This window comes from Rhodopirellula islandica (genome assembly GCF_001027925.1).
GTDB classification, from domain to species: Bacteria; Planctomycetota; Planctomycetia; order Pirellulales; family Pirellulaceae; genus Rhodopirellula; species Rhodopirellula islandica.
Window position 1 is genome coordinate 407,912 of sequence record NZ_LECT01000007.1, and the last position, 25,940, is coordinate 433,851.

General features: G+C 57.3%; 18 protein-coding genes and 1 pseudogene. 9 read left to right on the forward strand and 10 right to left on the reverse strand.

The features are described 5' to 3' along the window. Positions 1-41: 41 nt before the first annotated feature. The 4 genes from RISK_RS04320 to RISK_RS32895 all read left to right on the forward strand — a co-directional run bounded on the left by RISK_RS04320 (position 42) and on the right by RISK_RS32895 (position 7,821). Complete coding sequence (locus RISK_RS04320) at positions 42-1,418, forward strand: DUF1501 domain-containing protein (protein ID WP_047812981.1); 1,377 nt, start codon at positions 42-44, stop codon at positions 1,416-1,418. A gap of 47 nt (positions 1,419-1,465) precedes the next feature. Continuing rightward, the gene (locus tag RISK_RS04325) at positions 1,466-3,922 is read left to right on the forward strand and encodes a DUF1553 domain-containing protein (protein WP_390173914.1); all 2,457 of its coding nucleotides are present in this window, start codon (positions 1,466-1,468) and stop codon (positions 3,920-3,922) included. 69 nt (positions 3,923-3,991) lie between these two features. Continuing rightward, complete coding sequence (locus RISK_RS04330; protein ID WP_236696014.1) at positions 3,992-6,712, forward strand: c-type cytochrome domain-containing protein; 2,721 nt, start codon at positions 3,992-3,994, stop codon at positions 6,710-6,712. Between the two features lie 122 nt (positions 6,713-6,834). Continuing rightward, entirely contained in the window at positions 6,835-7,821 is a 987-nt protein-coding gene (locus tag RISK_RS32895; RefSeq protein ID WP_150122480.1) for a PEP-CTERM sorting domain-containing protein, read from the forward strand. Here the strand turns inward: RISK_RS32895 and trhA are convergent. The 5 genes and pseudogenes from trhA to RISK_RS32440 form a co-directional block, all read right to left on the reverse strand. Then, a pseudogene (gene trhA / locus RISK_RS29035) lies at positions 7,787-8,353 on the reverse strand (PAQR family membrane homeostasis protein TrhA); the annotation flags it as partial. The gene RISK_RS32895 and the pseudogene trhA sit on opposite strands and share 35 nt — an antisense overlap. Before the next feature lie 4 nt (positions 8,354-8,357). Further along, positions 8,358-9,341, reverse strand: a complete 984-nt coding sequence (locus RISK_RS04345; protein WP_047812984.1) for an alpha/beta hydrolase — start codon at positions 9,339-9,341, stop codon at positions 8,358-8,360. A gap of 7 nt (positions 9,342-9,348) precedes the next feature. Further along, entirely contained in the window at positions 9,349-9,918 is a 570-nt protein-coding gene (locus tag RISK_RS04350) for a cell division protein FtsH (RefSeq protein ID WP_047812985.1), read from the reverse strand. Between the two features lie 151 nt (positions 9,919-10,069). Then, the gene (locus RISK_RS04355) at positions 10,070-10,621 is read right to left on the reverse strand and encodes a hypothetical protein (protein ID WP_083434766.1); all 552 of its coding nucleotides are present in this window, start codon (positions 10,619-10,621) and stop codon (positions 10,070-10,072) included. Between the two features lie 319 nt (positions 10,622-10,940). Next, complete coding sequence (locus tag RISK_RS32440) at positions 10,941-11,273, reverse strand: hypothetical protein (RefSeq protein WP_173442608.1); 333 nt, start codon at positions 11,271-11,273, stop codon at positions 10,941-10,943. Positions 11,274-11,458: 185 nt separating this feature from the next. On the opposite strand from RISK_RS32440, the gene RISK_RS04365 reads away from it, so the two are divergent. Next, positions 11,459-11,794 (forward strand): DUF952 domain-containing protein, encoded by a 336-nt coding sequence (locus tag RISK_RS04365; protein ID WP_047812988.1) that lies wholly within the window; start codon positions 11,459-11,461, stop codon positions 11,792-11,794. Here the strand turns inward: RISK_RS04365 and RISK_RS04370 are convergent. From RISK_RS04370 to RISK_RS04380, 3 genes are all read right to left on the reverse strand, one after another. Then, positions 11,740-12,789 carry a hypothetical protein gene (locus tag RISK_RS04370; RefSeq protein ID WP_047812989.1) on the reverse strand — a complete coding sequence of 350 codons (1,050 nt, stop codon included), beginning with the start codon at positions 12,787-12,789 and terminating at the stop codon, positions 11,740-11,742. The two genes, RISK_RS04365 and RISK_RS04370, sit on opposite strands and share 55 nt — an antisense overlap. Before the next feature lie 29 nt (positions 12,790-12,818). Continuing rightward, complete coding sequence (locus RISK_RS04375; RefSeq protein WP_102017510.1) at positions 12,819-13,412, reverse strand: DNA-3-methyladenine glycosylase I; 594 nt, start codon at positions 13,410-13,412, stop codon at positions 12,819-12,821. 553 nt (positions 13,413-13,965) lie between these two features. Next, positions 13,966-15,207 (reverse strand): hypothetical protein, encoded by a 1,242-nt coding sequence (locus RISK_RS04380; protein WP_047812991.1) that lies wholly within the window; start codon positions 15,205-15,207, stop codon positions 13,966-13,968. A 424-nt stretch (positions 15,208-15,631) separates the two neighbouring features. Between RISK_RS04380 and RISK_RS04385 the strand changes: the two genes are divergently transcribed. Together RISK_RS04385 and RISK_RS04390 are read left to right on the forward strand one after the other, a co-directional pair. Beyond that, complete coding sequence (locus RISK_RS04385; RefSeq protein ID WP_047812992.1) at positions 15,632-16,048, forward strand: DUF6384 family protein; 417 nt, start codon at positions 15,632-15,634, stop codon at positions 16,046-16,048. 78 nt (positions 16,049-16,126) lie between these two features. Then, positions 16,127-17,545: a hypothetical protein gene (locus RISK_RS04390; RefSeq protein ID WP_047812993.1), complete on the forward strand. Its 1,419-nt coding sequence runs from the start codon at positions 16,127-16,129 to the stop codon at positions 17,543-17,545. 351 nt (positions 17,546-17,896) lie between these two features. Here RISK_RS04390 and folD read toward each other — a convergent pair whose 3' ends face one another. Further along, a complete protein-coding gene (folD, locus tag RISK_RS04395) occupies positions 17,897-18,796 on the reverse strand; it encodes a bifunctional methylenetetrahydrofolate dehydrogenase/methenyltetrahydrofolate cyclohydrolase FolD (RefSeq protein WP_047812994.1) in 900 nt (299 codons plus the stop codon). A 132-nt stretch (positions 18,797-18,928) separates the two neighbouring features. Here folD and RISK_RS04400 point away from each other — a divergent pair, with 132 nt between their 5' ends. Continuing rightward, positions 18,929-20,710: an NADPH-dependent assimilatory sulfite reductase hemoprotein subunit gene (locus tag RISK_RS04400; protein ID WP_047812995.1), complete on the forward strand. Its 1,782-nt coding sequence runs from the start codon at positions 18,929-18,931 to the stop codon at positions 20,708-20,710. A gap of 167 nt (positions 20,711-20,877) precedes the next feature. On the opposite strand, the gene RISK_RS04405 is transcribed toward RISK_RS04400, so the two are convergent. Further along, positions 20,878-22,722: a hybrid sensor histidine kinase/response regulator gene (locus RISK_RS04405; RefSeq protein WP_047813065.1), complete on the reverse strand. Its 1,845-nt coding sequence runs from the start codon at positions 22,720-22,722 to the stop codon at positions 20,878-20,880. Between the two features lie 520 nt (positions 22,723-23,242). On the opposite strand from RISK_RS04405, the gene RISK_RS04410 reads away from it, so the two are divergent. After that, a complete protein-coding gene (locus RISK_RS04410; RefSeq protein ID WP_047812996.1) occupies positions 23,243-25,594 on the forward strand; it encodes a hypothetical protein in 2,352 nt (783 codons plus the stop codon). Positions 25,595-25,940: the final 346 nt, after the last annotated feature.

Consider the following 25,940-nt stretch of genomic DNA (forward strand, 5'->3'; position numbering starts at 1 on the left):
CATCGATCATCGGCTCCCGATCCAGCCCTGGAACCGCAGCCATGTTGAATCTGACTTCGCGAGCCAAGACGCACACTTGCAACGGGACGACCCGTCGCGATTTTTTACAGGTCGGGACGCTTGGTGCGTTGGGGTTTGGCCTGCCGCAATTGCTGGCGGCGGAAGCAGCCGGGGCGGCTGGCAAGAACACCGATCGAAAATCTTGCATCATGATTTTCAATTTGGGTGCCCCCAGTCAAATGGACACCTTTGACCCCAAGCCGAACGCACCCGCGGAAGTCCGCGGTCCGTTTCAAACCATCGCGACTCGCGGGGAGTTTGAGCTGACGGAGATTCTCCCCAAGCACGCCGAGATCGCGGACAAGTTCTCGATTGTTCGCTCGTGTTACCACACGGCCGCCGCGGTTCACGATGCAGGATGGCAGATGCTGCAAACCGGTCGTCAATTCACGGGCGGTGTGAACTACCCACATGCTGGCGCGGTGGTGGAGTACCTGCAGGGACGCCGAACGGACTTGCCCGCTCATGTGGTGTTGCCAGAAACGATGGGTCGCGGCGGTGGGAACCTGCCCAACGGACAAGCCGGCGGTTTCCTCGGCAAGGCCTACGATCCGTTTGCGTTGATGGCGGACCCGAGCACGGCGAACTTCAAGGTTCCTGATTTGTTGCCACCGGCGTCGCTTCCCGACGTTCGCATTGATCGACGCCGACGCATGCGGGATTCCATCGAGAGCCACATGGCCCGATTCGAAGCCACTGAATCGGCGAAGCTGTTCGATGCCAACTTCGAAGCTGCCTACCGGATGATGAACAGCCCGGAAGCTCGGATGGCGTTCGACCTTTCCAAAGAACCCACCGCGGTTCGTGAACGCTATGGCATGAATCGCTTCGGCCAATGTTGTTTGCTCGCGCGTCGTTTGATCGAAGCCGGGGTGCGGTTCGTCACCATCAACACATTCTTGACCGTCTTCAACGAAGTCACCTGGGACATTCACGGCAGCAAGCCGTTCACGACCATCGAAGGCATGAAGAACATCGTGGCACCGATGTACGACCAAGCCTACTCGGCGTTGATCACGGATCTGCACGACCGCGGGTTGCTGGAAGACACGATGGTTTGCGGACTGGCCGAATTCGGACGCACGCCCAAAGTCAATCCGGCGGGCGGTCGAGACCACTGGCCGCAGTGTTTCTCGTGCACCTTTGCCGGCGGTGGGGTGGTCGGCGGACGAGCGGTCGGCAAATCCGATCCCGTCGGAGGCGTGCCCGCAGACCGTCCGACGAATCCAGGTGAGATCATCGCGACGATTTTCAAAGCCATGGATTTGGACCTGCACGCGGAGTTGCCGGGGCCCGGTGGCCGCCCGTTCCCTCTGGTCGACTTTGGCGTCCGTGAAATCAAGGAGTTGTTCGCGTGAGAAATTCAATCTTCAAGCCGATTCTTTGGTCAGTCGCGTTCTTGGCAGTGAGTTCCGGCATCGTCTCCCATGCCATTGCTGAAACGGCTGAGTCATCGATCGTGTGGTTGCCTCCGCAAATCAATCTGTCACACGCGGGTGATCTCCAGCGTGTCTCGCTGGCGGAGTCGAACGATGGCAATGCGGGAGCAGTGATCGATGACGTCGTCGTTGAGTCGTCGGGTCCAAACATCGTGCAAGTGATTGGGCAAACATTGCACGCGGTTTCCGATGGGACGGTGCAGGTGACAGCCACCACGAAGACCGGTGAAACCACCTCGATCGAGGTGAACGTCAGCGGCACCGGCAAGCCCCATCCGTGGAGCTTTCGCAACGATGTCCAGAGCGTGCTCGCGAAACAGGGTTGCAACATGGGCGCGTGCCATGGTGCTTTGGCTGGCAAAGGAGGTTTTGTCTTATCGCTGCGAGGGTACGACAGCGACGCCGATTTTCGTTCGATCACTCGGCAGGCCCGCGGGCGTCGAATCGAAATGGCGGATCCGGGCCGCAGTTTGCTGCTCGCGAAACCGACCGGTGCATTGCCACACAAAGGCGGTCTGCGTTTGGACACGGATTCGCGAGACTACGAGATTCTGGCTCAATGGATCGCAAGTGGGGCTGCGGCTCCCGCAGACGAAGATGCGTTGATCGAGCGGATCACGGTGACACCGGAAAATGCGAAGCTGGGTCTCGGCGATCGCTCGCAGGTCTTGGTGACCGCTCACTACAGCAATGGTGGTTCACGCGACGTGACGCATTGGGCACAGTTCACGGCCACGGACGAAGCCGTTGCGGGAGTCGACGAAAACGGTCGCGTTCAAATCAACGGCAGTGGTGAAGCCGCGGTGTTGGTTTGGTATGCCAGCAAAGTTGCTCTGGCTCGGATGACGGTCCCGTATCCGAATCAAGTCGAAACGCGTGTGTACGCGTCCGCACCGCGTCGCAATTTCATTGATAAACTGAACCTGCAGCAGCTTGAAACCTTGCAATTGCCGCCTTCGGATCGGTGTGACGACGCAAGCTTTCTTCGACGCGCGACACTGGACACGATTGGACGCCTGCCCACTCAGTCCGAACGCACTCACTACTTCTCTTTGCCGGAGCACCAGCGTCGTGACGCCCTGATCGATCAGCTCTTGGCTGCCGAGTCGTTCACGGACTATTGGTCGTACAAGTGGTCCGATGTGTTGGTCATCAACGGCAACAAACTGCGTCCCGTCGCGGTCAAGTCCTACTACGACTGGCTTCACGAGAGCGTCCGCACCAACAAGCCCTGGGACGTGCTGGTTCGAGAAATCTTGACTTCCACCGGCAGCAGTGCCACCAACGGAGCCACCAACTTTTTCGCGGTCAACCAAACGCCCGAGGAGATGACCGAAAGTGCGTGCCAGTCGTTCCTCGGACTCTCCATTGGATGTGCCAAGTGCCACAACCATCCACTTGAAAAATGGACCAACGACCAGTACTACGCGATGGCGAATCTGTTCTCGCGAGTGCGAGCAAAGGGCTGGGGCGGCGACTCTCGCAATGGCGATGGGCTGCGGCAATTGTACGTTTCAACCTCGGGGGAATTGGTTCAACCCAACCTCGGCAAGGCTCAACCGCCGGCCCCGCTGGATTCGGAGCCGATGGCATTTGATGACCCTCGCGACCGAAGGGAAGTTTTGGCGGAGTGGTTGACGGAACCGTCCAACCCATACTTCGCTCGCTCGATCACCAATCGCATTTGGGCCAACTACTTTGGGCGAGGTTTGGTCGAGCAGGTCGACGATCTCAGGCTCAGCAATCCGGCCAGCAACGAAACACTGCTGGACGCCGCCTCACAGCATTTGATCGATGCCCGGTTTGATCTCAAGACGTTGATGAGGACGATTCTGCAGAGCGAAACCTATCAACGCAGCAGTTTAAGCGTTGCGGGAAATCGGGAGGATCCAATGTATCTCAGCCACTATGCACCGCGACGTTTGATGGCGGAAGTCTTGCTGGATTCGATGGACCAAGTCCTGGGAACGTCGACCTCGTTCACCGAGATCGCTTTCGCAGGAGCCGACAAGCAGAAGACGGAGTTTTACCAGGCGGGAACGCGAGCGATTGAGCTCTATGATTCAGCCGTGGATTCGTACTTTCTGAAGACGTTTGGCCGCAACCCTCGCGAAATTGTTTGTGAGTGCGAGCGGGATGCCGAGCCGTCGATGGTTCAGGTGTTGCATCTCTCCAATGGCGAAACCCTGAATCCAAAGTTGAACGATCCAGCGAGTCTGCCAAGTCTCGCGGCGACCGAAAGCTGGGGCCGTGACGAATACCTGGACACGCTTTTCCGACGGGCTTTGTCGCGAGTGCCAACCGCGGCGGAACGTCGATCTTTGGTGTCCGTCATGGAGGAATACGGTGACGACCAAATCACTGCGATGCGAGACGTCGCCTGGAGCGTGTTGACCAGCGTTGAGTTCACTTACAACCACTGAGGCAATTTGATGATGCGAATATTCTGCCTCCCATTGGTGTTGGCCTTTTGCTGCTGTCCGGGAAGATCCTTGGCGGTTGATTTCGCCGAAGACGTGGCTCCGATCTTGCAAACGTATTGCGTCGGCTGTCACGCCGAGGATGACGCGCAAGGCGGATTGGCAATGGACACGCATGCCTCGTTGATGAACGGCGGTGAATCAGGGTTGGCACTCACGCCTGGGGTGGCCTCCAGCAGCCGGATGTTTCTGATGGCGTCGGGTAAGCTGGAACCGGTCATGCCGCCCGATGACATGGAAGGTCCGAGCGAAGAGGAATTGGCGATTCTTGCCGAGTGGATTGAAAACGGCGCCGAGGGGCCTGAGGGCGAGATGCCAATTCGGCGTGCTTTGAAGACGCCGAAGATTGCAACTGCCAGTCATGTTGCCCTTCCAGTGACAGCGATCGCGCAGTCCGCGGACGGAGCATGGCAAGCGACGGCACGTTTCGGTTCGATCACCTTGGTCCATCAAGTCAGTGGTGAATGGAAGCAGATCACGAACGAGCTTGGGAAAATCAATTCACTCTCATTCAACCAGGATGGCTCGCAGCTCCTGGCTGCCTCGGGGCTGACAGGCGGGTACGGACAAGCCACCTTGTTCAACGTGGCCGATGGAACAGTGAAGCACGAACTCATGGGGCACGACGATGTGCTTTATGCCGCCAAGTTTTCGCCCGATGGAAAGCGAATTGCTACCGCGGGCTATGACAGGAAAATCCTGATTTGGGATGCGATCTCCGGCGAGATGACTCGGGAATTGGTCGGTCACAACGGGGCGATCTTTGATCTCGCGTTTTCTCCTGATGGCGGGCTGTTGATCTCGGCGTGTGCGGACGAAACAGCCAAGGTGTGGCATGTCGAATCAGGTGAGCGTCTGGACACGCTCAGCCAGCCTGAAGGCGAAGTCAACTGCGTGCTGTTTTCCAAGGACGGCCGGTGGATGTTGGCGGGCAGTGCCGACAATCGACTGCGTGTTTGGCAATTGATTTCCAAGGATGGACCCGCGATCAACCCGATTGTGCAAACTCGGTTTGTTGATGAATCGCCGATCGCTCGAATGGCGTTGACTCCGGATGGGCATGGCTTGGTGATTCTCAGCGAAGCCGGCAATGCGAAAGTGCTTCGCACGGACGATTGGTCCGTGGTGGGGGCAATGAAACCACTGGGCGAGACTCCCAGCGACTTGGTCGTCTCCGCCGATGGAGCGAATGCGAGCATTTCGTTGATGGATGGACGGGTGGTGGAACGCCGGTTGCCTGGCATGGGGCACCAGGGCGTCGAATCGAAAGGGACATCGTTGGATCCGGTTTATCTGGATTTAGGACCGCTGGTCACGTTGGAGGAGTCTGGATTGTCATTCAAAGATGGAATCGCGAGTGTTCCGCGTGGCGTCCAAGTGACAGGGACGCTGGCAGCAGAAGGGCAAGCAGATTGCTATCGGTTTTCTGCTCGCCGTGGTGAGGCTTGGGTGATCGAAGCGGATGCCACCTCCGGGGACTTGGATCCAAAAATCATGGTGCTGGACGAAGCGGGGCAACCGTTGTCGCGAGCCAGGCTGCAGGCCGTTCGAGACACGTACTTCACTTTCCGCGGCAAGAACAGCAACCAAGTCAATGACTTTCGGTTGTTCGGATGGCAGGAGATCGGTTTGAACCAATACCTGTACTCCAACGGCGAAGTCACCCGGACCTGGCGACATCCGCGTGGCCCTGACTCAGGATTCGATGTCTATCCCGGTTCTGGGAATCGTCTGACCTACTTTGGCACGACGCATACAACGCATGCTCTGGGGGAACCCGCTTACGTTGTCCGAGAATTGGGAGTCCAGGAAGAACCGGAGCCCAACGGTCTGCCTGTGTTCGAAGTCTTTTATGAAAACGACGATGACCCAAGCCGGATCGCAGGGAAGTCGAGTCGCCTGCAATTTGTCGCCCCGCGTGATGGGGAGTTCACGGTTTGTGTCCGCGACACCCGCGGCCATTTTGCAGAGGACTTTCAGTACCGATTGCGAATCCGACCGTCGGCTCCCTCTTACGTCGCGTCGATGGGGAGCATGAACCCCAAGCTTCTTCCCGGGGCTGGCCGAAAGATCGATTTGAAGATTCAACGCATCGACGGGTTTGATGGACCTGTCTCATTCGAAATCGGTGACCTGCCTTCAGGGTGGCATTCCAATTTTCCCGTCGTCATTGAGCCCAATCAGTTTTCTGCCGAAGGATTGATTTTTGTGCCCGAAGGGCTCGAGGCACCGTCGGAGCCCGTTGATCTGCAGCTCATCGCCTCCGCCGAAATTCTGAATCGTCGCGTCGAGAGGAAGGCAGGCACGATCCAAGGGTTGACCATGGGCGCGCCACCGAGCGTGATTCCGATGATCCAACCCATCGGTCGAGATGTCCCAGGCAACGAAGACTGGACGCTGGTGATTCCGCGAGGCACCACGGTCTCGGCACGCATCGTCCTGCGACGTGGCGAGGATGCGAAAGGCAACGTGAACAAGGGGGAGGTTCGGTTTGGGAAAGAGGGCAGCGGTCACAATGCGGCCCACGGCGTGTACGTCGACAACATCGGCTTGAGCGGATTGCTTGTGCTTCCGAATGAAAACGAACGAGAGTTCTTTATCACCGCGGATCCCGTTGCTACGCCGGGAAAACGTTCGTTTTTCTTGCTCTCTGAACAGGAAGGCGGGGTCGCCAGTTTCCCAATCACGGTCGAAATTCGCGACGTCTCTGCACTCAGCGCGTTCCAGGATTGAACTTTTGGGCGTCCATCTGCATCCAAACGCCAGCAGCCATTCGGGGAATTGATTCTCGATCTCCCACGAAATACATAGGAGCAGCGTTGAGTTTGCAAAACCGATCCCTGGGTGACCAAGAAATGTCCATTCTCCATCGAATCGGAATCTGTGTCGCTTTCTCGCTGAGTTGCTGTTCGGCAATGCAACCGCTGGAAGCCGCCACGTTCGCGAACTTTTCAGCGGCTCGGCACAACCGATTTCTGGGTGACGATTCGCTCAATCCAAATTTCTGGTTGGACCATTCGTTGCTCACCGGAGTCGCGGTTCAGCGAGCCGTGCTGATCACTCCGCTGCACTACGTGACCGCAACTCATACGGGAATGATCAATCCGACGTTTGTAGCCGCTGATGGGACTCGCCACACTTACACAGCGGGGGCCTCGACTGTGTTGCAAACAACATTGCAAAATGATTTTGAGCTGGAAAGCGGGACAACACTCATGGCGGGAACAGTTCACAACAGCGATTTGTTGCTGGTGACATTGGAGGCTCCCGTACCGGCGAGCGATGGAATCACCCCTTTGCCGGTTTTGGGAGGTGGGTACTTGGACATGCTGGGCAGGAGCATGATCGTTCAAGGCCAAAACTCACAATTCGGTTCCGACACGATTGACGCGACTCAGACGGTGGAACTCAACACCGGTGCAATCACCGAGTCGGTGATTTATCGATGGGATGATCCATTGGGTGGGGGCGGTCTGGATGAACTCACCTTGGTTGGCGGTGACTCGGGCGAAGGCTCGTTCGTTGAACATGGCGGGCAGTACGTGTTCACCGGAACCAACATGGGAATCGCGACGGATTCGGAAACGATGGAGAAGTTTAGCTTCAATAACTTTGTTTCGCCCTACGTGGATTTGATTGCGGCAGAAGTCTCCGCCGATGGCTATTCGATCACCGTCGTCGCGGTGCCGGAGCCATCCATGACTTGGGCGATGCTTACAGCGCTGGGCTTTGGATGGGCGCAACGACGTACCAGGCGATCCCGATCGCGTGGACAAGTGACGCAAGCAGTACCATCAGGTGCCACACCGCATGCAAGTACGGGGCTCTTCGATCGTTCATGAGGAAGATGGTGCCCACACTGTAAAGCACTCCGCCAATGAACATGGCATAGGCAAGTTCAACGGGCACATTTGCGATCAACGGGATGGCGGGCAACCATCCCAGTAACAAGTACGACACCACACTGATCGAATGCAGCCGATGCATTCGCACCGCCTTGTTGAAGAACCCAGCCAGAGCCGCCACCCACATCGCGGTGAGCAAGGGAACACGCCAACCGCTTGGTGAATACGCATAGGCGATCGGCGTGTATGTTCCGATGATCATCAGGTAGATCGCGGCTTGGTCACAGGCACGGAAACGGTCCACCCAAGGACGCTTCAAAAACACGTGCGACAACGTCGAGCAAACAAACGTTGTGACAACCGAAGCGGCGTAGACGCCGCAGGCAATCGCCAGGCCAGGATCGCCTGCCGATGACCTCACGAGCCAAGCTCCAACACCACACCAGAGAACCGCCGACAATCCGTGAGTCCACGCGTTCGCCCATTCTTGCTCGGGCTGAATCGGTGGTGCATCCAAGGTGTGGTTCAACGTTTTAGTTTCCTGTTAGAAGGTTTTCGTCACGCAGCCAGCGCAGACAGAGTTCGGGCCAAAGGTCGTCGGCTCGACCGTCCATTCGTCCGCCGAAACCGTGCCCGCTTCCGGTGAACACGTGCAGTGCCGACGGCACCCCCGCGTTGTGCAGTTGGGTGAACATGGTCACGCAGTTCATGACTGTCAGACGATCATTTTCTCCATGGACCAAGAACATCGGAGGTGAGTTCTCGTTGATCTCAAATCCGTCCAGTTCCGTGGGTGAATCCTCTTTGACCAACCAAGCGGGATAGATCAGACAAGCGAAATCGGGAAGCTGGATCTTTTGGTCATGCTCATCGATGGCTTCGTACTGACGTTCTGTGATTGTCGCTGCGCGGCATGCCGCTTGACCACCGGCAGAAAATCCCATCACACCAACCTGATCGGGGGCGTTGCCCGTGACCTTGCCTGCCCGAATCAGGGCGATTGAACGTTGGATGTCTTGGACGGGCGGCTTCCATTTGGGATCCATCGAACGAGTTGGAACGCGGTACTTCAAAACCACACTGGTCACACCGCCGGCGACCAGTTGCTCAGCGATTTCGGTGCCTTCCAAGTCCCAAGCCAGAATCGAGAACCCACCCCCTGGGCAGATGACCATCACAGTCTTGGAAGGATCGCCATTCTCATCTTTCGCCGGAAAGACGTGCATTTCAGGAGTGGACACATTTCCCAGGCGAATCAACCGTCGACCACCGACTTGATTGTCGGTTGGTTTGGTGAAGTCACTTTCTGGTTCGGTGGGCGCGTCCCATTTCGGTGCTGCGGAGGGCCAAACGGCAACCACATCGGCGGGCTCCGCGCCGAAACAGGTGGTGGCCATCAGCAGGGCGGTCAGGGCGACGCTCCAAAGTCTGTTTTGATTGATCAAGCGATTGGTTTTCATGGCAGGCAAATCCGTGGGGAGAACACTTTCGGAGAACAGGTCGACATCGTAACTCATGCGTTGTTCACGCGCGGCTCCACCAGAAACGGACCAGATCCGCGACCTGTTCGCCTTCGATTTCATCACCCAGCATCAGTTCGTCAGCCAGCGCCGCGATCGCCGACCAGCAGGGATCCGCGGCGACGATTTTTCGCAACCGATTGACCGCTTCCCGCAACAATTGAACTTGCTGTGCCGCCTGTGGCTTGATCGCCGCTGCACACAGCTGGGCTTGTCGCCAATCACTGGCCCATGTTCGGACGTCCAGTAAATCCTCGTCCCCACTTTGGTACACAAATTCCGCAACTGGTCCGGCAAGAATCGTCAACAATTCACGTTGCCTTTGCCAGCTGTCGCTCGGGTCAACCCGCCCCCAGTTGACGATGCAGTCACCAAAACGGTGCGGCATCCCGTCGTCCTCGTCATCGAACATGGACGCTTGCGACAGGGTCACGCGGTCGATCTGTGCTCCCAAAGCGCAGCCCACGATCGCGTGACCCGCCTCGTGGTAGGCGGTCACCAACTCGTCTTCGTCGTCTGCCCAAGTCCAGTCCATCAACCATTCATCGTGCTGGTGTTTCGTTGCCACGGTCATCGTAGCGATGACGATTGATTTGCACGACCTGCCCGAGATCGATTGCAGTCGCGAAGGGAGCGGCGCACGAAAAAACCGCCGCGAGTGAGCAACACTTGCGGCGGTTCATGTGGATTGATCGAGAAGCTCGGAGGCCAAGCTTCCAATCGAACTAGTTCAGCATTTGCTTGACTTCGGACATCACAGCTGCGACGTCGACCTTGTCAGCGTCGAATTCGTGACGAGCAACAACTTGTGAGTCGTTGGCGATCACGATCGTGACTTGAGCGTCGGACAGTTTGTAGTTGGCTGGACCGTTCTTGTCCTTGGCAACGACGATTGGCACGTTCTTGGCGGCCATTTTCTTGCCTTCGCCTTTGAGGCTATCAGCTTTATCGCCGAACAGCGTGACGAAACCCTTCAGTTGTGAATCACCGTTGGCAGCCACAGCGGAATCGATCTCTTTGACCAACTTCGCGACAGGCTCACCGGTTTGGCGTGCGAAAACCATGACCATGGGGCGTGAGCCGTACTTGCAGCGATAGCAAAGAGCTTCGCCGGCTTCGACACCATCATCTTCAGCGCCAGCGACTTTGGTCACGTAGAACGCGCCGATTGGGTCGCCCTGGCAGAGTCCTTTGTCGGCGGTGGCAGGGTCTGCGGCGAACGCAGCGGGAATTGCCATTGCACAGGCCAAGGCGGCAGTCAAAAACAAACGCGACATCAAGCTTCTCCGTTTGAAGCGAGGATACTTTGCGAGGCCAGGCAGAAATGCCCGAGATTCCTCGCGAGGGGAACAAGTACAGTGTGTGGGAAATGACGATTGGACCAATTGGTCCGCCATTGCTGGCACCCGACCCGCGAGAAAAATTTGCGACTTGGGTGACCACGTCCAATTATTCTATCCTCCATGCGATGCGGCTAGTGAGGATCGCTCCGATTGTATCGTGTTGTTCCCCAACAATGGGCTCAATCTGATGGCAAGGTTTCCCCCAAACGCACAATTGCGTTGAAAGTTACAGCGTGTACCTGCTCCTTCCCTGTTAGGAATTTCCAATGAATTTCGCTCGTTTCTTTGCCGCTGCTGCGGTTGCCGTTTGTATCTCGTCCGCTTCGACCGCCAGCGCTTGTGGCCTGCTCGGCTGTGGCAGCGATTGTTGCGAAGCCGCTCCTGTGTGCTGCGAAGCCCCTGCACCGGTTTGCTGCGAACCAGCTCCCGTGTGCTGCCCACCCGCACCTGTGAAGGTTTCGTGGTGCGTCAAGAATCCTTTGACCTGCTGCCCCGTTGAAGTCAGCGCCTGCGTTCCTGCTTGCTGCGAAAACGTGATCCCTGAAATGGTTTGCTGCAAGAAGGGTTTCTTGGGCCGCAAAGTCATGACCTTCAGTTTCCCTTGCTGTGACACTTGCGTGGACGTCGTCTTCACGCCCCTGGGCCGCGTCATCGTTCGCGACTGATTGGGAACGGCGGGCCGGATTGCCGACCCGCCACAATTGATCCACGTCCTTGAGACGACTACAAAGCCGACTGAATTTTCAGCCGGCTTTCTTTCTGCGCAGTGCCATGTCCAGCAACCAACTGTCCAACGACACGCCATCCATCGTTTGCAAAATCGCAACCCAGCAGCAATGGGAGCAGATGCAAACCACCGGAGTGCTTCCGCCGGCACCGATTGATGTTGCGGACGGCTTCATTCACTTGTCCACTGAACAACAAGTCCCCGGAACGCTGGCGGCTCACTTCGCCGGCCAAAGCGGGGTGGTGGTGTTGCACATCCGGGTGACTGACATCGAGGACAACCTACGCTGGGAAGAGTCTCGCGGAGGCGAACTGTTCCCGCATCTCTACGCCGAGTTGCCGGTTTCGGCAGTGGAGCGAGCCGAATCGGTGCTTGTCTGATTCGGAAACGAAATTGCAGACGATTTTTCGCGGCCACGAGCGTGTTGCAATGTCCAGCCCCAATAGCGAAGCCATCGCAAACCGACCCACGCTGAGGCGATGAACATGAGGCCGCAAAACAGAGAAGCGAGCGTCAGCCCCACGCCAGAATCCCATGTGAACCGGAACGGTAGCACTGCAGGTTCCAGCCAAGTTGCCCAAGCGGCGATGGTGATACCAATCAGGAGTAGGGTTGCCAGAACAATCATGCTCATTCGCATGCGGCGGATGGGGGCCAAACGGACTTCTTTCGAGTCGACCCTCGGGATCATTCCAAACGTCAAGGTTGAGAGAGCTGTCCCTGCGATTGCGCCCATCGCAACGGCTATCCAAAACTCCATCGGGTCGGTCAGTTCTTCGAAGAGTGATCGGCAGACGACAAAGACCAAGGCGGCAACGGCCATCAGCTCCAGCGATTCCGCAATGGATGCCCTTCTGGCAGGCAGAACCGCCTTCATTTTTGGACGCAGTGTCCGTGAGGAGTACCACTGAATCGCACTTGCGATCACCCCGATCGACAAACCGTAGCCAAACATCAATGGACTGATGCCATTCCAAAGACGAGTGAAACCGCGAGGGTCTCCATTGATGACGGCGACGCCCCAGCACAGCAAGTAGACATTGGCCCAAGTTGCGGCGGCAACAAAGACGGCACGAGTCAAGTAACGTTGCATCATCAACAACGGCAAGAAAGTGATTAACCCGAAGGCCGACGCGACAGGCATCGCGAATACGCCGATAATGAAGAACAAGAAGGCAAGGAAGGAGTCAGGATTCGGAATGAGTTGTTCCAAGATAGCCAAGTAGGCGAGCCCGAGAACGATGCAGCTCGCTAACCAGATCAAAAGCCCACCCAAGCCAGCAGCGAAGCTTTTCTTGTCCACGGCACGCCAGGCTGGGAACCAGCCTTGCTTCGTCGGAAGCTGAGCGGATGTAGGGTCAGGGGGCAGGTCCATGCTGGTCTCCTTCCGCGGGATCGGGCGGATCAGATCGATCGAATCAATGCATGTCGATGGCAGCCAACCAAATGATCGTTGACCATGCCGGTCGCCTGCATCAGAGCATAACAGGTCGTGGGGCCGACGAATTTCCAACCGGCCTTCTTGAGCACGCGGCTCATCTTGGTTGACTCGTCGGTGATCGCCGGGACTTGATCAAGTCTTCGAACAACCCGTCGCTTCTCAGGGGCGAATTGCCAAAGCAACTTGGCAAGCGACTCGCCCTTGTCCAACATGGCGGTTATCGTTCGAGCGTTCTGAATCGTGGATTCAATCTTGGCTCGGTTTCGGATGATCCGAGCGTCGGTCATCAGTCGCTCGACATCGGACGGGGTGAACTTCGCAAGCCGATGCGGATCAAAGTCGGCAAAGCATTCGCGGAACGCTTCGCGGCGTTTCAAAATCGTGATCCAAGACAGGCCGCACTGAAAACCTTCCAAGCAGATCTTTTCAAACAGACGGAGATCGTCCCGGACGGGCACGCCCCACTCTTCGTCGTGGTAGCGGATGTAGTCCGGGTCGGTACCGCACCAGCCACAGCGAGCATTGCCTTCTTCGTCGGTGAGGAGATCCTGTAACACGACGTTCGACCGTTGCTCAATGGAAGCGAAACGATGAGTGGAGTTGGGACGTTGTCCCAGGAGGTGTTGAAGAAAGCATTTGGCAACGAGCAGGTCGGCAGAAGTCTCTCGGAATTTAAGCTGTTGGGGGAAGCGTTGTTGCTCCCACGTACAACCGGGCTAACGCTGGACTGCGAAATGTTTGGTGTTGCGAAGCCTATCGGTTTGCGCAAGCCTTCATCCCGGCAGGGATGCAAGATGGTAGCCGGGGGTTGCTGCGTAGCAGCGTACCCCCGGAAAACGAGCCCCAAAAAATACTCACCATCCCGCGGTGGCCAATGGCCACCGCGGGATGGTGAGTGGCGAGGCGGGATTTACATGTCCGTCGGTGGCGCTATCGCTTACCGACGGCTACCATCTTGCATCCCTACCGGGATGAAAACTTGTGCAAGCGACAAATCTCTCCAAGCCCAAACATTTCGCAGCCCAGGCTAACGCCCAAGCGGCTCACATGGTTGTGCTGCTCACTCCTGCCGAGCTGCTCAATCCTGCCGAACTGCTCAGCGAAACGGACCTACACCAACGAGTCGCCGCGAGCGTAACGTCCGAGGGTTTGCTGGTATTTCTTCTTGCCTTCTTCGACGCTTTGGCGAATCGCTTTGGTGCTTTCTTCGCTTTCTTTGCGGAGTTCCGCGATCATCTGCAGCGACTCGATTTGGAAACCGCTGATCGCGTCGACCAGCTTCTGCACCGACTCGGGATCAATCGTGCTTCCGTAGCCAGCCTTCAAAGCGGCCCGTTCCAATTCGCGACCCAAACCAGCGATGTCTTCCAGTCCCTTGTTCACGCCTTCTTTCATGGCCTCGGTGGCCTGGGTGACTTCGTGCAAACCATGTTGGCTGGTGTAGACCGTGCCGAGGATCGTGAAGACGTGTTCGTTGGTGGTGAAGAACGTCACGGCGCGACGGAACACGCGTTCCTTCACATCGTGAGTTTGTTTCAGTTTGGTGATCAGCGTTTCACCGACGTCGTAGCCGACCTCGAGGTTCTCAGCGATGTCCTTGAGCAACTGGTACGTCTTGTCTTCTTCCTCGAATTTGTGACGGGCTTCGTCACGACGCAGTTCCAGTTGGCTTTTGCCGCCCTGGTCTTCTCCCGCGTAGTTGTCGAGCGCCTCCTGTGCGGTGGCCAGCGCATCCTTGGCGGCTTCTAGGATCGGAGCGTGGGTGTCCAGTAATTCACGAGCGAGAACTTCGGCTTCCTTGAGCGCGAAGCGGAAGTCGATGTAGGCGTCCATGATCTGTTCTTCGATGTGCAACGCGTCCTTCGTGTCTTTCGCGACCTCGCCGTAGACTTCCGCGATTTTTTCGAATCGATCGCTGGGGGTTCCGCGACGGAGTTTCATCCACCAGTTCGAGACCTTTTCAGTTCCGCTGATCTTTCCATCGTCCAATTGCGAGATCAGTCGCTTGCTGTCCTCGCGAACCGAATCGAACATCTGAGTGATGTCCATGTAGCGGTTGCCGATTTGGACCGATTCGATGTTGTCACGCACGAGTGCGTTGAACGAACTCATGTGTTTGATCACATCTGCGATCGCCAGCACCTTGGCTTCGTCCAAATGCCGAACGCCCTCGAGCAAGCTGAGCAATTCTTGCGGGGCCGTGTTTTCAGCGGCGCCAAACTTCTTCAGCGTATCGAGGGCACTGTCCAGGTACTGCCGCATGGACTGAGTGTCACGCTGCGTTGCCGGAGCGGCCGGCGTGGTTTGTTGGGCGGACTCTGCCGGAGCGGAGGCTTTGGCTTGCTGGCTCATGACCAAGAACTCGTGCGTAAAAATAGAAACGTGAATAGGAAACTCATTCTCGGGGGGACGCATCCAAGGCAGGATGTTTCGCCGCAAGATTGTACCATTGCCCAGCTTGGCGGATTTTTGCCACCCATCAGGGCGCATCAAATTGATCGCGTCGGTTGGACTTCTCGGGAAACGACCCTGACCCACCAGCGTGGAGCATGACGAGGCGGGGAAGTCGTTTCGAGGGCTCTGGTTAGACTACGTTGCACTGCAACCAGGGGCAATCATACGAAAGCGGAACAGACCACTCCCGCGATGCCGCGAAGGGGCGATACAATCCATTTCTCGGCGTCACGAACACCTTGCCTGATTTGCAGCGCCTCGAAGGTCGCGATGACTGGCCTTCTTCATTCAACGCCCACCACTCTTCTCCATTCTCGTCGTCATGGCCAACGCTCAAGCACAAGCGACCGCACCGTCCACCATGGAACAGCTGCGCGAGCGACGCGCGGCAACCAAGCTGCCTGGCGAAGACCTGACGATCGCGGAAACCTTGCGGGTCATGGACGTGGCTCGCGAATTGCGGGACCGGCGTTCGACCGCCGAAGACATGTTTCGTTCTGACGACGTCCGGATTCAACTGCGTGAAAAATTGATGCGAACCGCAGCGTTGTCTGGCGATGATGTCAGTGCGGCGGAGATTGACGCTGCGATTGATCAATACCTGTCCAATCTGCACACCTACGAAGCACCCCAGGCCGGATTCAAAAAGTTTGTCGCCTATTGCTGGATATGGCGGACTCGGATCGCCATGGCAGCAACGACCGCGGCGGCGGCAGGGGCTTGGTACTTTTTTTCCTGAGCCCAGCTCGGTTTTGTCTCGGTCTCGTTGTCGCTTCGCGTTCCCCTCGCACGTTCCTTTCTCCCCCCTCGTTTCGCCATGCCGCTGACCGGCCCCACCGTTCATCAACAACTGCTGACGGCTTACAACCAAGCCGCCACAAAGCTGGAGCAACTCCGTTCCCAATTGGGAGACTTTCAGTCGACCCAGGACACGTTGCAAAATCAACGGGACGAGACGCTGCGCAGTTTGGCCCAGCACTACTTGCCGGAGTTGACCACCGAAGCGATTCAGGACACCTGGTCCGAGGTACGCCCCTCGATGGCCGAAATTTTGTTGCGAAAACAAGACCATGCACGGCGATTGCACGAGGACCTGGAGGCCGACACACATGGACGAGAAACGCAGGAAGCCGGACTGGCTCAGCTGAACGAATCGATTGAGGCGGCGGAAGCGAAGCAAGAAGAACTGATCACCGCCGTCGAGCAAACGCTCCGAGCGAACCCCGGCTTTGTGACTCTGTCGGACCGCGCTGCGATGGCTGAAGCCGCGCTGGAACGTGCCGAAGCCAACTTGGACGAGATCAGTCAAGATGCCGCGAGAAAGCTGCCGGCGTACGATGAGTGCAATCTGTTCAGCTACTTGAAGGACCGAAAATTTGGAACGTCCGAGTACACCCACCGCGGGTTCACGCGGCGGATGGACCGCTGGGTTGCCAAGCTGACCAAGTATCACGAATCCAAGCGAAACTACGACTACCTGACGACCACTCCCGAGACGATGCGGACGATCATCGCGGAAGATCGGGAGGCGCTCGAAACCGTGATGGAAGAGCTGGCCAAATACCGAGACGATGCCGCTGCGCAACACGGATTGGATCAACACCTTCGCGAGGTGCGTGCGCTCCATCGCCAACGCGATGCGACGCTGAAGGATCTCGATGAGTGGACGCAGCGTTGTGAACAAACACAGGCCAAGCTGACCGAGCTCGAGACGCCGCAGTGTTCTTATTACCAAGAAGCGATCGATCTGTTCCGTGACATGCTGGCTCGGACCGACACGCATGAACTGCGGCAGCAAGCTCGGCGGACTCCCGAGATCACCGACGATCAAATCGTTGCGTCGCTACGTGGGATCGAAACCCGGATGGACGAGACGGAGTTGTCGAGCAATCGGCATCAGGATGAGATGGTGGAGCAGCAACAAATCCATCAAGCGATTGGCCGATTGATTCAGCGATTTCGAGCGTCGGGATACGAGCAAGCTCGTTGCCAGTTTTCGGACATGCTGGACGTGTTGACGCCGCTCGATCGAGCCCGCACGGCGCACGATGTGGACGACCTCTGGAATTCCATCCGGCGGATGCAAAGCTGGGGACCAACCGCGATGGACCGGGTCACGGGCGTCGCGACGCATCCCATGACGCAGGTTTTGGTCAATGCGATGGCGCACGCTGCCGCTGGTGCGATGAGCGAACACGCTCGCCGCGCCGGTCGACGCACCCGGCGGCGCCGCTGATCGCTCTCGAATCAGGTGGTCTGGGTTTGGTCTCGCGTCGCTTCTCGCTTCCCTCGTCACTGAGGTCGTGCAGTTTTGAAGTACCGTGTTGCCAAGCGTTTATTATCACCCTCCCTTGGGACGTTCGAAAAATAAATGGTGGCGGGCGTCTGGGTATCGCCCCGGATGGGGCCGTCGTGGGAGTTGGGGGCGTCCCTCGCTCACGCTTCGGGTTGTGATGGGTGGTTGCTGCAGAAACCCGCCAAAACGCAGCGCCAGAAAACTGCACGACCTCCTTCGTCGGGCGGGGTTCTCACGACGTTACGAGCACGGCGATTGGAAACGGCACGAGCTCGTCACGGGGTGGGTTGGCTACTTGGCCGCTTGCAGTTTTGCGGCCATCAACGTGTTGTGCAGCAACATCGCGATCGTGAGTGGTCCGACTCCACCTGGGACAGGGGTGATCGCCGATGCCACCGATTCTGCTTCGGCGAAGGCGACATCGCCGACCAGTTTGTCGCCCACACGATTGATCCCAACGTCGATCACAACGGCGCCCGGTTGGATCATGTCGCCCCGGATCATTTCTGGGCGACCGACCGCGGCGATCAAAATGTCGGCTTGGCGGCAGATCTCCGTGAGGTTTTGGGTGCGGCTGTGAGCAAGGGTCACCGTCGCGTTGGCGACGGCGGGGCCACAGGTGCTGTCTTTTTGTGCCAGCATCATTGCCATCGGCTTGCCGACAATGTCACTGCGCCCGACCACGACGACGTGTTTCCCGCTGGTTTCGATTCCCGTGCGATGCAGCAGTTGAATGATGCCGTGCGGGGTGCAGGGAAGAAAACGCGGTCGGCCCTGCATGAGCAGCCCCACGTTGACGGGGGAGAACGCGTCGACGTCTTTGATTGGATCGATCGCATCCAGGACGGCTCGCTCGTCAATTCCCGTGCCACCGGCAGCTTTCGCGGGCAGGGGGAGTTGGACCAAGATGCCGCTGACAGCCGGGTCGGCATTCAGTTCGGCCACTTTGGCCAGCAATTCGGCTTCGGTGGTCGCCGCGGGCATGCGGTCCAGGCGGCTGGCGATCCCCGCTTTTTCACAGGCGCGTTCCTTGTTTCGCACGTAAACCTGGCTGGCGGGGTCTTCTCCAACCAGCACGGCCGCCAATTGGGGAGGTGGATTCCCGCCTGAAACGAACGTTTCGACGTCAGCAGCAACTTCGCTGCGAATTTCCGCGGCAATCTTCTTGCCGTCCAGTCGCGTTGCGGGCATCCTCGGGCCTTGAATTGGCGTAAGTCGACGAGAGAGGTCGACGTGGTGAAAAATTGGAATTGTCGGTATAAAGAGTCGAGTACGAATCTTCGGTCCATTGACCGACGCAAATCACACAGGATTTTTGACTCGATGTCTACCGACGCTTCCGAAACGAATGCTGCACCGACCACCGCGCCCGAGAAACCCATCAAGCTCAGCCCGGTCGAGAAGATCAAAGAAGAAAGTCGTTTCCTGAAGGGCTCGATCGATCAAGAATTGGCGGATCCAGTGGATCACTTCGACAATTCGAACATCCAGCTGCTGAAGTTCCACGGGTCTTATCAGCAAGACGATCGTGACAAACGTGCCGAGCTGAAAAAGGCCGGTGGCGGGAAAGCTTACACGATGATGGTTCGGTGCCGGATTCCGGGCGGTCGCATGAGCTCAGCACAGTTGGTCGCGCACTTGGACATGTGCGATGAGTTGGGTGATTCCACGTTGAAAATCACCACCCGGCAAACGCTGCAATTGCACGGCATCTTGAAGGGCGATCTGCGGGAGACAATTCGCCGAATCAATGACGTCGAGCTCTCCACACTGGCGGCTTGCGGCGATGTGAACCGGAACATCATGTGCTGTCCCGCAAAACGCGTGGGCGGAATCCACGATCAGCTCAATGTGTTCACAGATCAGCTGACGGTCGCTCTCGCGCCGCAGACGCCGGCCTATCACGAATTGTGGCTGACGGATCCCGACACCGGTGAGAAGACTTTGGCGGGGGGCGGAGAGCCTGATTCGTCGAATGCTCCGGTCATTGATGAACCGTTGTACGGCCCGACCTACTTGCCGCGGAAATTCAAAATCGGCATCGCCCTGCCGGAAGACAACTGCATCGACATCTACACCCAGGACCTTGGGTACTTGGCCGTGGTTCGGGACGGCAAAATCATTGGTTACAACGTTTCGGTCGGCGGCGGCATGGGCCGCACCCCGAGTGCGAAGAAAACCTTCCCTGCACTCGGCAAACGCATGGCGTTTGTGACGCCGGAGCAAGCCGTGGAGGTGGCCAAGGCGGTCGTCATCGTGCAACGGGACAACGGCAACCGCAGCGATCGAAAGGTGGCTCGTTTGAAGTACTTGATCGCGGATTGGGGCGTCGAGAAATTCCGCACCGAGGTTGAGAAAGTGTTCGGCGGCCCGCTCGCCGATTGCACCGAAGATGATGTGCACGAGTTCGACGACCACATGGGATGGCAGGAACAGGGCGATGGCAAGTTGTCCTACGGCCTGAACATTGAAAACGGTCGCTTGTACGACAATGAGCAAGTTCAAGTGAAAGCAGCGATTCGAGCCGTCTGCGCTCGCTTCAATCGCGAGATTCGTTTGACCAGCCATCAGAGCATGATCTTCTGTGACATCGATCCTTCTGAAAAGGAAGAACTGATCGAGATCCTGAAGTCGCACGGGCTTCGGACGACCGAGGAAACCAGCACCGTTCGTCGTTGGTCGATCGCCTGTGTGGCGCTGCCGACCTGCGGTTTGGCCATCACTGAATCAGAACGTCGTTTGCCGAGCATCATCGATTCGATCGAAGAGCCTTTGGCCAAGTTGGGACTCAGCAACGAACGGTTCACCATCCGGATGACCGGTTGCCCCAATGGCTGTGCACGGCCCTACAACGCCGATTTGGCCCTGGTCGGTCGCTCGGTGGGCAAATACACGTTGTTTGCCGGCGGTGGATGGTTGGGCAATCGCTTGGCTTACATCTACAAAGACCAGGTGCCGGATTCAGAGGTCACCGCGGAGTTGACCGGCATTTTTGCAGCGTTCAAAGCCAATCGCGAAGAAGGGGAATCGCTCGGAACATTCTGCGATCGCGTCGGTGCCGAGAAATTGGCTGAGCTAGCCGAAGCTGCCCCGCTGCCTGCCTGATCGGGTTGCGAGCGGGGGCGGAGCAAGGGTGCTCGCTCGAAAACTCATGGAAACGCAAAACGGCTTGGTGATTTCACCGAGCCGTTTGTTTTGGAGGAGTGAGTGATTCGGAGTTCGCAGACGATTTCGTCCTGCGCCGGCCGGTCACTCTGGTTCGCAAGCCGAACTCAGCAAATGGAGTTCTTCGTTCCGCCGGATGCGGTTCGGGCAGCGTCAGGGTCCTCGTCGCCAGGAGGATTGCCATCGGGTGAGGCGCCGGGAGGATGCTGCACGTTGGGGTTGGCTTCGATCACCGTTTTCAAGACATCGATCAGTTGATCCAGGCGGAACGGTTTGAACAGAACCGCCTTGGGGTGCAAGCCATTTTGCTTGGCTTTCACAATCGAGTGTCCGGGGTCGTAACCGAACCCGGTCATCAGGATCATCGGCACGTGCGCCATGACCTTTTCAAGACGCAGCATCAATTGGTAGCCGCTGTAGTCGGGCAGTTTGATGTCGCTGATGATCGCGTCATAGCTGTCGTCGCCCGCACTCCGGCGGACCATCAAGACCGCTTCGTCACCTTCGTGGGCGGTTTCAACGACACAGCCGTATCGTTCGAGCAACTGGTGGGCGTCTTCGCGAACTTGTTCGTCGTCGTCGACGACCAGGATCCGGCGGGCGCGGAGGATCGCGTTTTGGTCCAGTTTCTCGTCCGCGGGAACGGCTTCCAGGGGAGTCATCTTTTGGCCGATCTGCTGGATCGTCCGTTTGATGTCGCGGGAGTTTTGCAGGATCCGGCGGAGGCGATCCATCACTTCGGGGCTGTGCCCGATGTAGCCTTCCATCACGTGGACGGCGTCGTTGAGGATCGCATCGACCGGCAAAGCGACTGCGCTATGAATCGCATCGCAGCTCTGTTGAGCCGTGTTGGCTTTTTGAGCGACCAGAAGCTCAAGTGTGTTCAGGGCGAACGCAATGTCGCGAGCGAAGATCTCCAGGAACTGCAGATCGCTGTCGCTGAAGGCTGCCACGTCGGGGCTTTCGACGTTGATGGTCCCCAGCACTTGATCGTGCAGGACCAGCGGGACCGTCAGGGAGCTGCGGGCGTCGGCGACACCGGGGATGAAGAGCGGGTCGTTTTGAACGTCGTGACAGACGTAACTGACACCGCTGGCGGCAACGTACCCTGTGATGCCGTTCTCTCGCGGGTGAGCGGAAAGGCGGCGGTCGGAGGCTTCCTCATCGATGCCGACGCTGAGCAACGGGATCAGGTCGCCGGTGGTTTGCTCGAGCACTCGAATCTCGATGACTTCGAAATTCAGCAGATCGCGGAGGTAGTGCTGGATGTTGTCTTTCAAAAGGTCGATTCGGTCATCGACCTCCATCATGAAGATTTCGTTGGGTCGCAGGTCAGCGAGTTCCCGGCCGGCTTGGTGAATCGCCGCCAGCTTTTGTTGCTGCAGGATTTCGTCGGTGATCTCGCCGACGGTGACGATCAAGTTGCGGGGAGATTCCGCGGAGCGAATGGGTGCGGCGTGGACCTGGAAATACTGGTTGTCCATGCTGTGGAGCGTGGAGCTGCTTTCGTCCCCGGTGGCCAAGGCGGTGTGGAAGGGGCAGAAATCCGGCCCCATGATCTCGGGGTTGTGCAGCAATTCGTAGAACGTCATCCCGAGTGGGGTGCCGGCGGGACGTCCCGCCCATTGCAGCAGGCGATGATTGGCCCAGATCACGCGCAGATCGGCGTCGAGCAGCGCGACACCTTCGGGCATGTCGCGGAGCATCAATCCGCTCTGCATCATGCCACGAATTTCGGATGTCTGGGGAAGGCTGGTGCGATCCATCCAAATCCCAGCGACATCCTCCTCTTCGAGCAATGGAAATGCGTCGACGATTGATTCGCAAAACACCCATTCAATGGATGGTGCGTGCGTACCTTCGGCGGATGTGTCCTGAGACAACAACGCTTCTGGCAGCGAGGATCGATCCGGAGGCGAGCTTGGGGCGCCGACACAGATGACCTTTGGCATGATCCTACCTCCCCCCGTTTCAATCTTGACCGTTGGCTGGGTCGTGCGAACAGTGTTCCAGTAACGTCGTCTTTCACGCCCGGTTTGGGAACCACATCCCGGGAATTTTTGCAGAATTCCTGTGGGTTTCATTTCCCACCTGCATTCTACGCAGGAATCAATCGGCAGGTGCGAACGCGAATTCTTCGCGTGCGAGGAATCGGTGGGTGCAGATGAGGGGATTGAGAGAGTTTTGCGAAATTTCCTATCGGAGTGCGCGTTTGATGTCAGTTTCACGCTTACTCTCACTGCATCGATCCCGGAACGTTCGTGTTTCTGGGACGACTGAACAAAAACTAAGCTTTAATCGGTCCGATTGATTGACCGCATTGTTGACACTGCTTACCTGGTACCTACATTTTGGGGTAGCGGGCATTGTTGCCCAGAGTACGCAGCCGTTAAAGCTTACCCGTGTTTCTTCTGTTGCCTCACAGGCTGTGAGCGTTTTTGGAGGTTTTTGATGAGATCGAACGTATTACGGATGGTTCTTGGACTCACAGCAGCAATGTTGCTTGCAGTGAATGTCTACGCAGGATGCGGAGATTGTGGTGGATGTGCTAGCGGCGACGGATGCGTCTCCGATGGCGGTGGTGCCACAGTCATGGGCGGCGGCTACGCCGGCGCCAGCTACGGTAACGCGGGTGCTTGTGGCCCAACCGTTTCCTATCAAACGCAGACGGTAATGCGTTCTCAGTACGTGACTGAGACTCGGATGGTTCCAACCACCACGTACCAACGTCAAACGCAAACTCGCATGCGTAGCGTGACCAAGCAAGTGGCTCGCGTTGAAAGCCGCGAACAAGAGTACACGGTCAACGTGCCGCAAACTCAAACCCGTACGGAAACCTACGACGTTCAAGTCGCAGTTCCTTACACCGAAGAAGAAACCTACTCGGTTCAAGTTCCTGTCACGACAGAAGTCGAACAGTCTTACCAAGTGTCGGTTCCTTACACCGAAAACATGGAACAGTCGTACCAAGTTTGCGTCCCCTACACCGAGCAGCTTGAGCAAAGCTACACGGTCCAGGTCCCGTACACCGAGACCAAGACGCAAACCTACACCGTCAACGTTCCTTACACCGAGCAACAAGAGCAAACCTACACGGTTCAAGTTCCTGTTCAGCAAACGCGTGAAGAAACCTACCAAGTGTCGGTTCCTTACACCGAAGAAATGGAGCAAAGCTACACGGTTCAAGTTCCTGTCACGAGCACGCAAACCCAGACTTACCAAGTTTGCGTTCCTTACACCGAAACATTGACCCAGACCTACACGGTTCAGGTTCCTTACACCGAAACCAAAACGCAGACCTACACGGTCAACGTTCCTTACACCGAAACTGTTGAACAGCCATACACGGTCAGCGTTCCTGTGACGGAGCAAGTTGCTCAGACCTACACCGTCAACGTTCCTTACACCGAGAACGTTGAGCAAACCTACACGGTTCGCGTTCCTGTTCAAGAAACCAAGACTGCTTTCCGTACCGTTACCAAGTGCGTCCCCGTGACCAGCATGCGTACCGTGACAAAAGACTTGGGCAGCTACCAATGCCAAGCCGTCGTTTCCGGCGGTGCAGCAGCTTACGGTAGCGGTGCTGGCGTCTACGCAGCTGGTTCAGGTTGTGGTTCGTCGGCTTGTGGTGGCGGATGTGCAAGCAGCTGTGGCTCTTGCTCAGCTTGCACCAGCAGCTGCGGTGGCGGATGTGGCTCGTCGGCTTGTGCTGGCGGATGTGGCGTTGTCGGTGGCGGTGCTGCTTCGGCTGGATCGGCATGCGGACCAACTGTTTCGTATCGTCGCGTTTACGTTCCAAACTTGGTGACGGAAGAAGTTCCAACCACCTCGTACCAACGTCAAACACAACAGGTTCCTTACACCTACACGACGACTTCGTACACCACGCAAACTCAATCGCGTACGGTTCCTGTCACCAAGTGCCGCACCGAAACTCGTGAGCGTATGGTCAACGTGACCAAGTACCAAACTGAAACTCGCACTCGTACCGTTCAGGTTCAAAAGTGCCGTCAAGAACAACGTACTCGTGACTACACCGTCACCAAGTACCGCACCGAAACGAAAACTCGCGAAGTGCCTGTTCAAAAGACTCGTTTGGAAACTCGCACCCGCGAAATTCCTGTGACGACAATGAAGACCGAAACTCGTACTCGTACCGTTCCTGTCACCAAAACTCGTGTTGAATCCCGTACTCGTACGGTTCCTTACACCACGATGACAACCGAAGAACGCAGCCGTACGATCACGGTTCAGAAGTGCCGTCAAGAAGAGCGTACTCGCGACTACACCGTCACGAACTATCGCACTGAAACTCGCACCAAGTCGATTCCAGTGACGAAGACTCGTTTGGAAACTCGCACCCGTTCGATTCCTGTGACCAAGACTCGCATGGAAACTCGCACTCGCATGGTTCCTCAAACGACCATGACCAGCGAAGAACGTACCCGTACGGTCAACAAGACCCGCATGGAAACGCAACAACGCACTCGCGAAGTTGCTTACACCGTCAACACTCCTGAAACTCGTACTCGTACTTACAACGTGACTGTCTATGACACTGTCACCGAAGAAGTGCCAGAAACCTACAGCGTTTGCGTTCCTGTGCAAACAATGAAGGAAGTTCAAGTTCAGGTTTGTCAGCAAGTCCCAACGACTGTTCAAGTTCCTGTCTACAGCTCGTCGGCTGCTTACGGTGCTGGCGTTTCCGCCGGTGCTGGTTGCACGTCATGCGGATCAGCTGCTGCTGCACCTGTTAGCTACGAAGCAGCTCCTGCTGCTCCCGTCATGCAAACCGGTGCTGGTTGCACCAACTGTGGTCAGTGATCGCTAGTCCATCGTTCACTGGAGGGTGACTCACCCTTCAGTGGATTTTGAAATCACAAACGGCTCGCATTCAGTTTTGGATGCGAGCCGTTTTCGTTGCCTTGCTACGTCGTGGGCGTGGCTGCTGGTGATGTCCGAGGGCAGATCGTTTCGGCGGAGTTCCACCTGCCGCACCTCTCCCGAAACGAAGTTTTGGGGGAAGGTCGAGCGACGCCGTTCAGGCGTACGGGAGGGAGGGGGCCGAGTATGGGAAGCGGCGCGCACTGCCCTCCCCCGGTAATCTCGCTCAACGCTCGCTTTCCGCCCCCTCCCGTTTGCAGAGGTCGTGCAGTTTTCTGGTGCTGGG

What these genes read in the sequence shown, in the direction of transcription:
- RISK_RS04320 (WP_047812981.1), top strand. Translation starts at nt 42, where the DNA reads ATGTTGAATCTGACTTCGCGAGCCAAGACGCACACTTGCAACGGGACG.
- RISK_RS32895 (WP_150122480.1), top strand. Translation starts at nt 6,835, where the DNA reads ATGTCCATTCTCCATCGAATCGGAATCTGTGTCGCTTTCTCGCTGAGT.
- RISK_RS04345 (WP_047812984.1), bottom strand. Translation starts at nt 9,341, where the DNA reads ATGAGTTACGATGTCGACCTGTTCTCCGAAAGTGTTCTCCCCACGGAT.
- RISK_RS04350 (WP_047812985.1), bottom strand. Translation starts at nt 9,918, where the DNA reads ATGACCGTGGCAACGAAACACCAGCACGATGAATGGTTGATGGACTGG.
- RISK_RS04355 (WP_083434766.1), bottom strand. Translation starts at nt 10,621, where the DNA reads ATGTCGCGTTTGTTTTTGACTGCCGCCTTGGCCTGTGCAATGGCAATT.
- RISK_RS32440 (WP_173442608.1), bottom strand. Translation starts at nt 11,273, where the DNA reads ATGACTTTGCGGCCCAAGAAACCCTTCTTGCAGCAAACCATTTCAGGG.
- RISK_RS04365 (WP_047812988.1), top strand. Translation starts at nt 11,459, where the DNA reads ATGTCCAGCAACCAACTGTCCAACGACACGCCATCCATCGTTTGCAAA.
- RISK_RS04370 (WP_047812989.1), bottom strand. Translation starts at nt 12,789, where the DNA reads ATGGACCTGCCCCCTGACCCTACATCCGCTCAGCTTCCGACGAAGCAA.
- RISK_RS04380 (WP_047812991.1), bottom strand. Translation starts at nt 15,207, where the DNA reads ATGAGCCAGCAAGCCAAAGCCTCCGCTCCGGCAGAGTCCGCCCAACAA.
- RISK_RS04385 (WP_047812992.1), top strand. Translation starts at nt 15,632, where the DNA reads ATGGCCAACGCTCAAGCACAAGCGACCGCACCGTCCACCATGGAACAG.
- RISK_RS04390 (WP_047812993.1), top strand. Translation starts at nt 16,127, where the DNA reads ATGCCGCTGACCGGCCCCACCGTTCATCAACAACTGCTGACGGCTTAC.
- folD (WP_047812994.1), bottom strand. Translation starts at nt 18,796, where the DNA reads ATGCCCGCAACGCGACTGGACGGCAAGAAGATTGCCGCGGAAATTCGC.
- RISK_RS04400 (WP_047812995.1), top strand. Translation starts at nt 18,929, where the DNA reads ATGTCTACCGACGCTTCCGAAACGAATGCTGCACCGACCACCGCGCCC.
- RISK_RS04405 (WP_047813065.1), bottom strand. Translation starts at nt 22,722, where the DNA reads ATGCCAAAGGTCATCTGTGTCGGCGCCCCAAGCTCGCCTCCGGATCGA.
- RISK_RS04410 (WP_047812996.1), top strand. Translation starts at nt 23,243, where the DNA reads ATGGTTCTTGGACTCACAGCAGCAATGTTGCTTGCAGTGAATGTCTAC.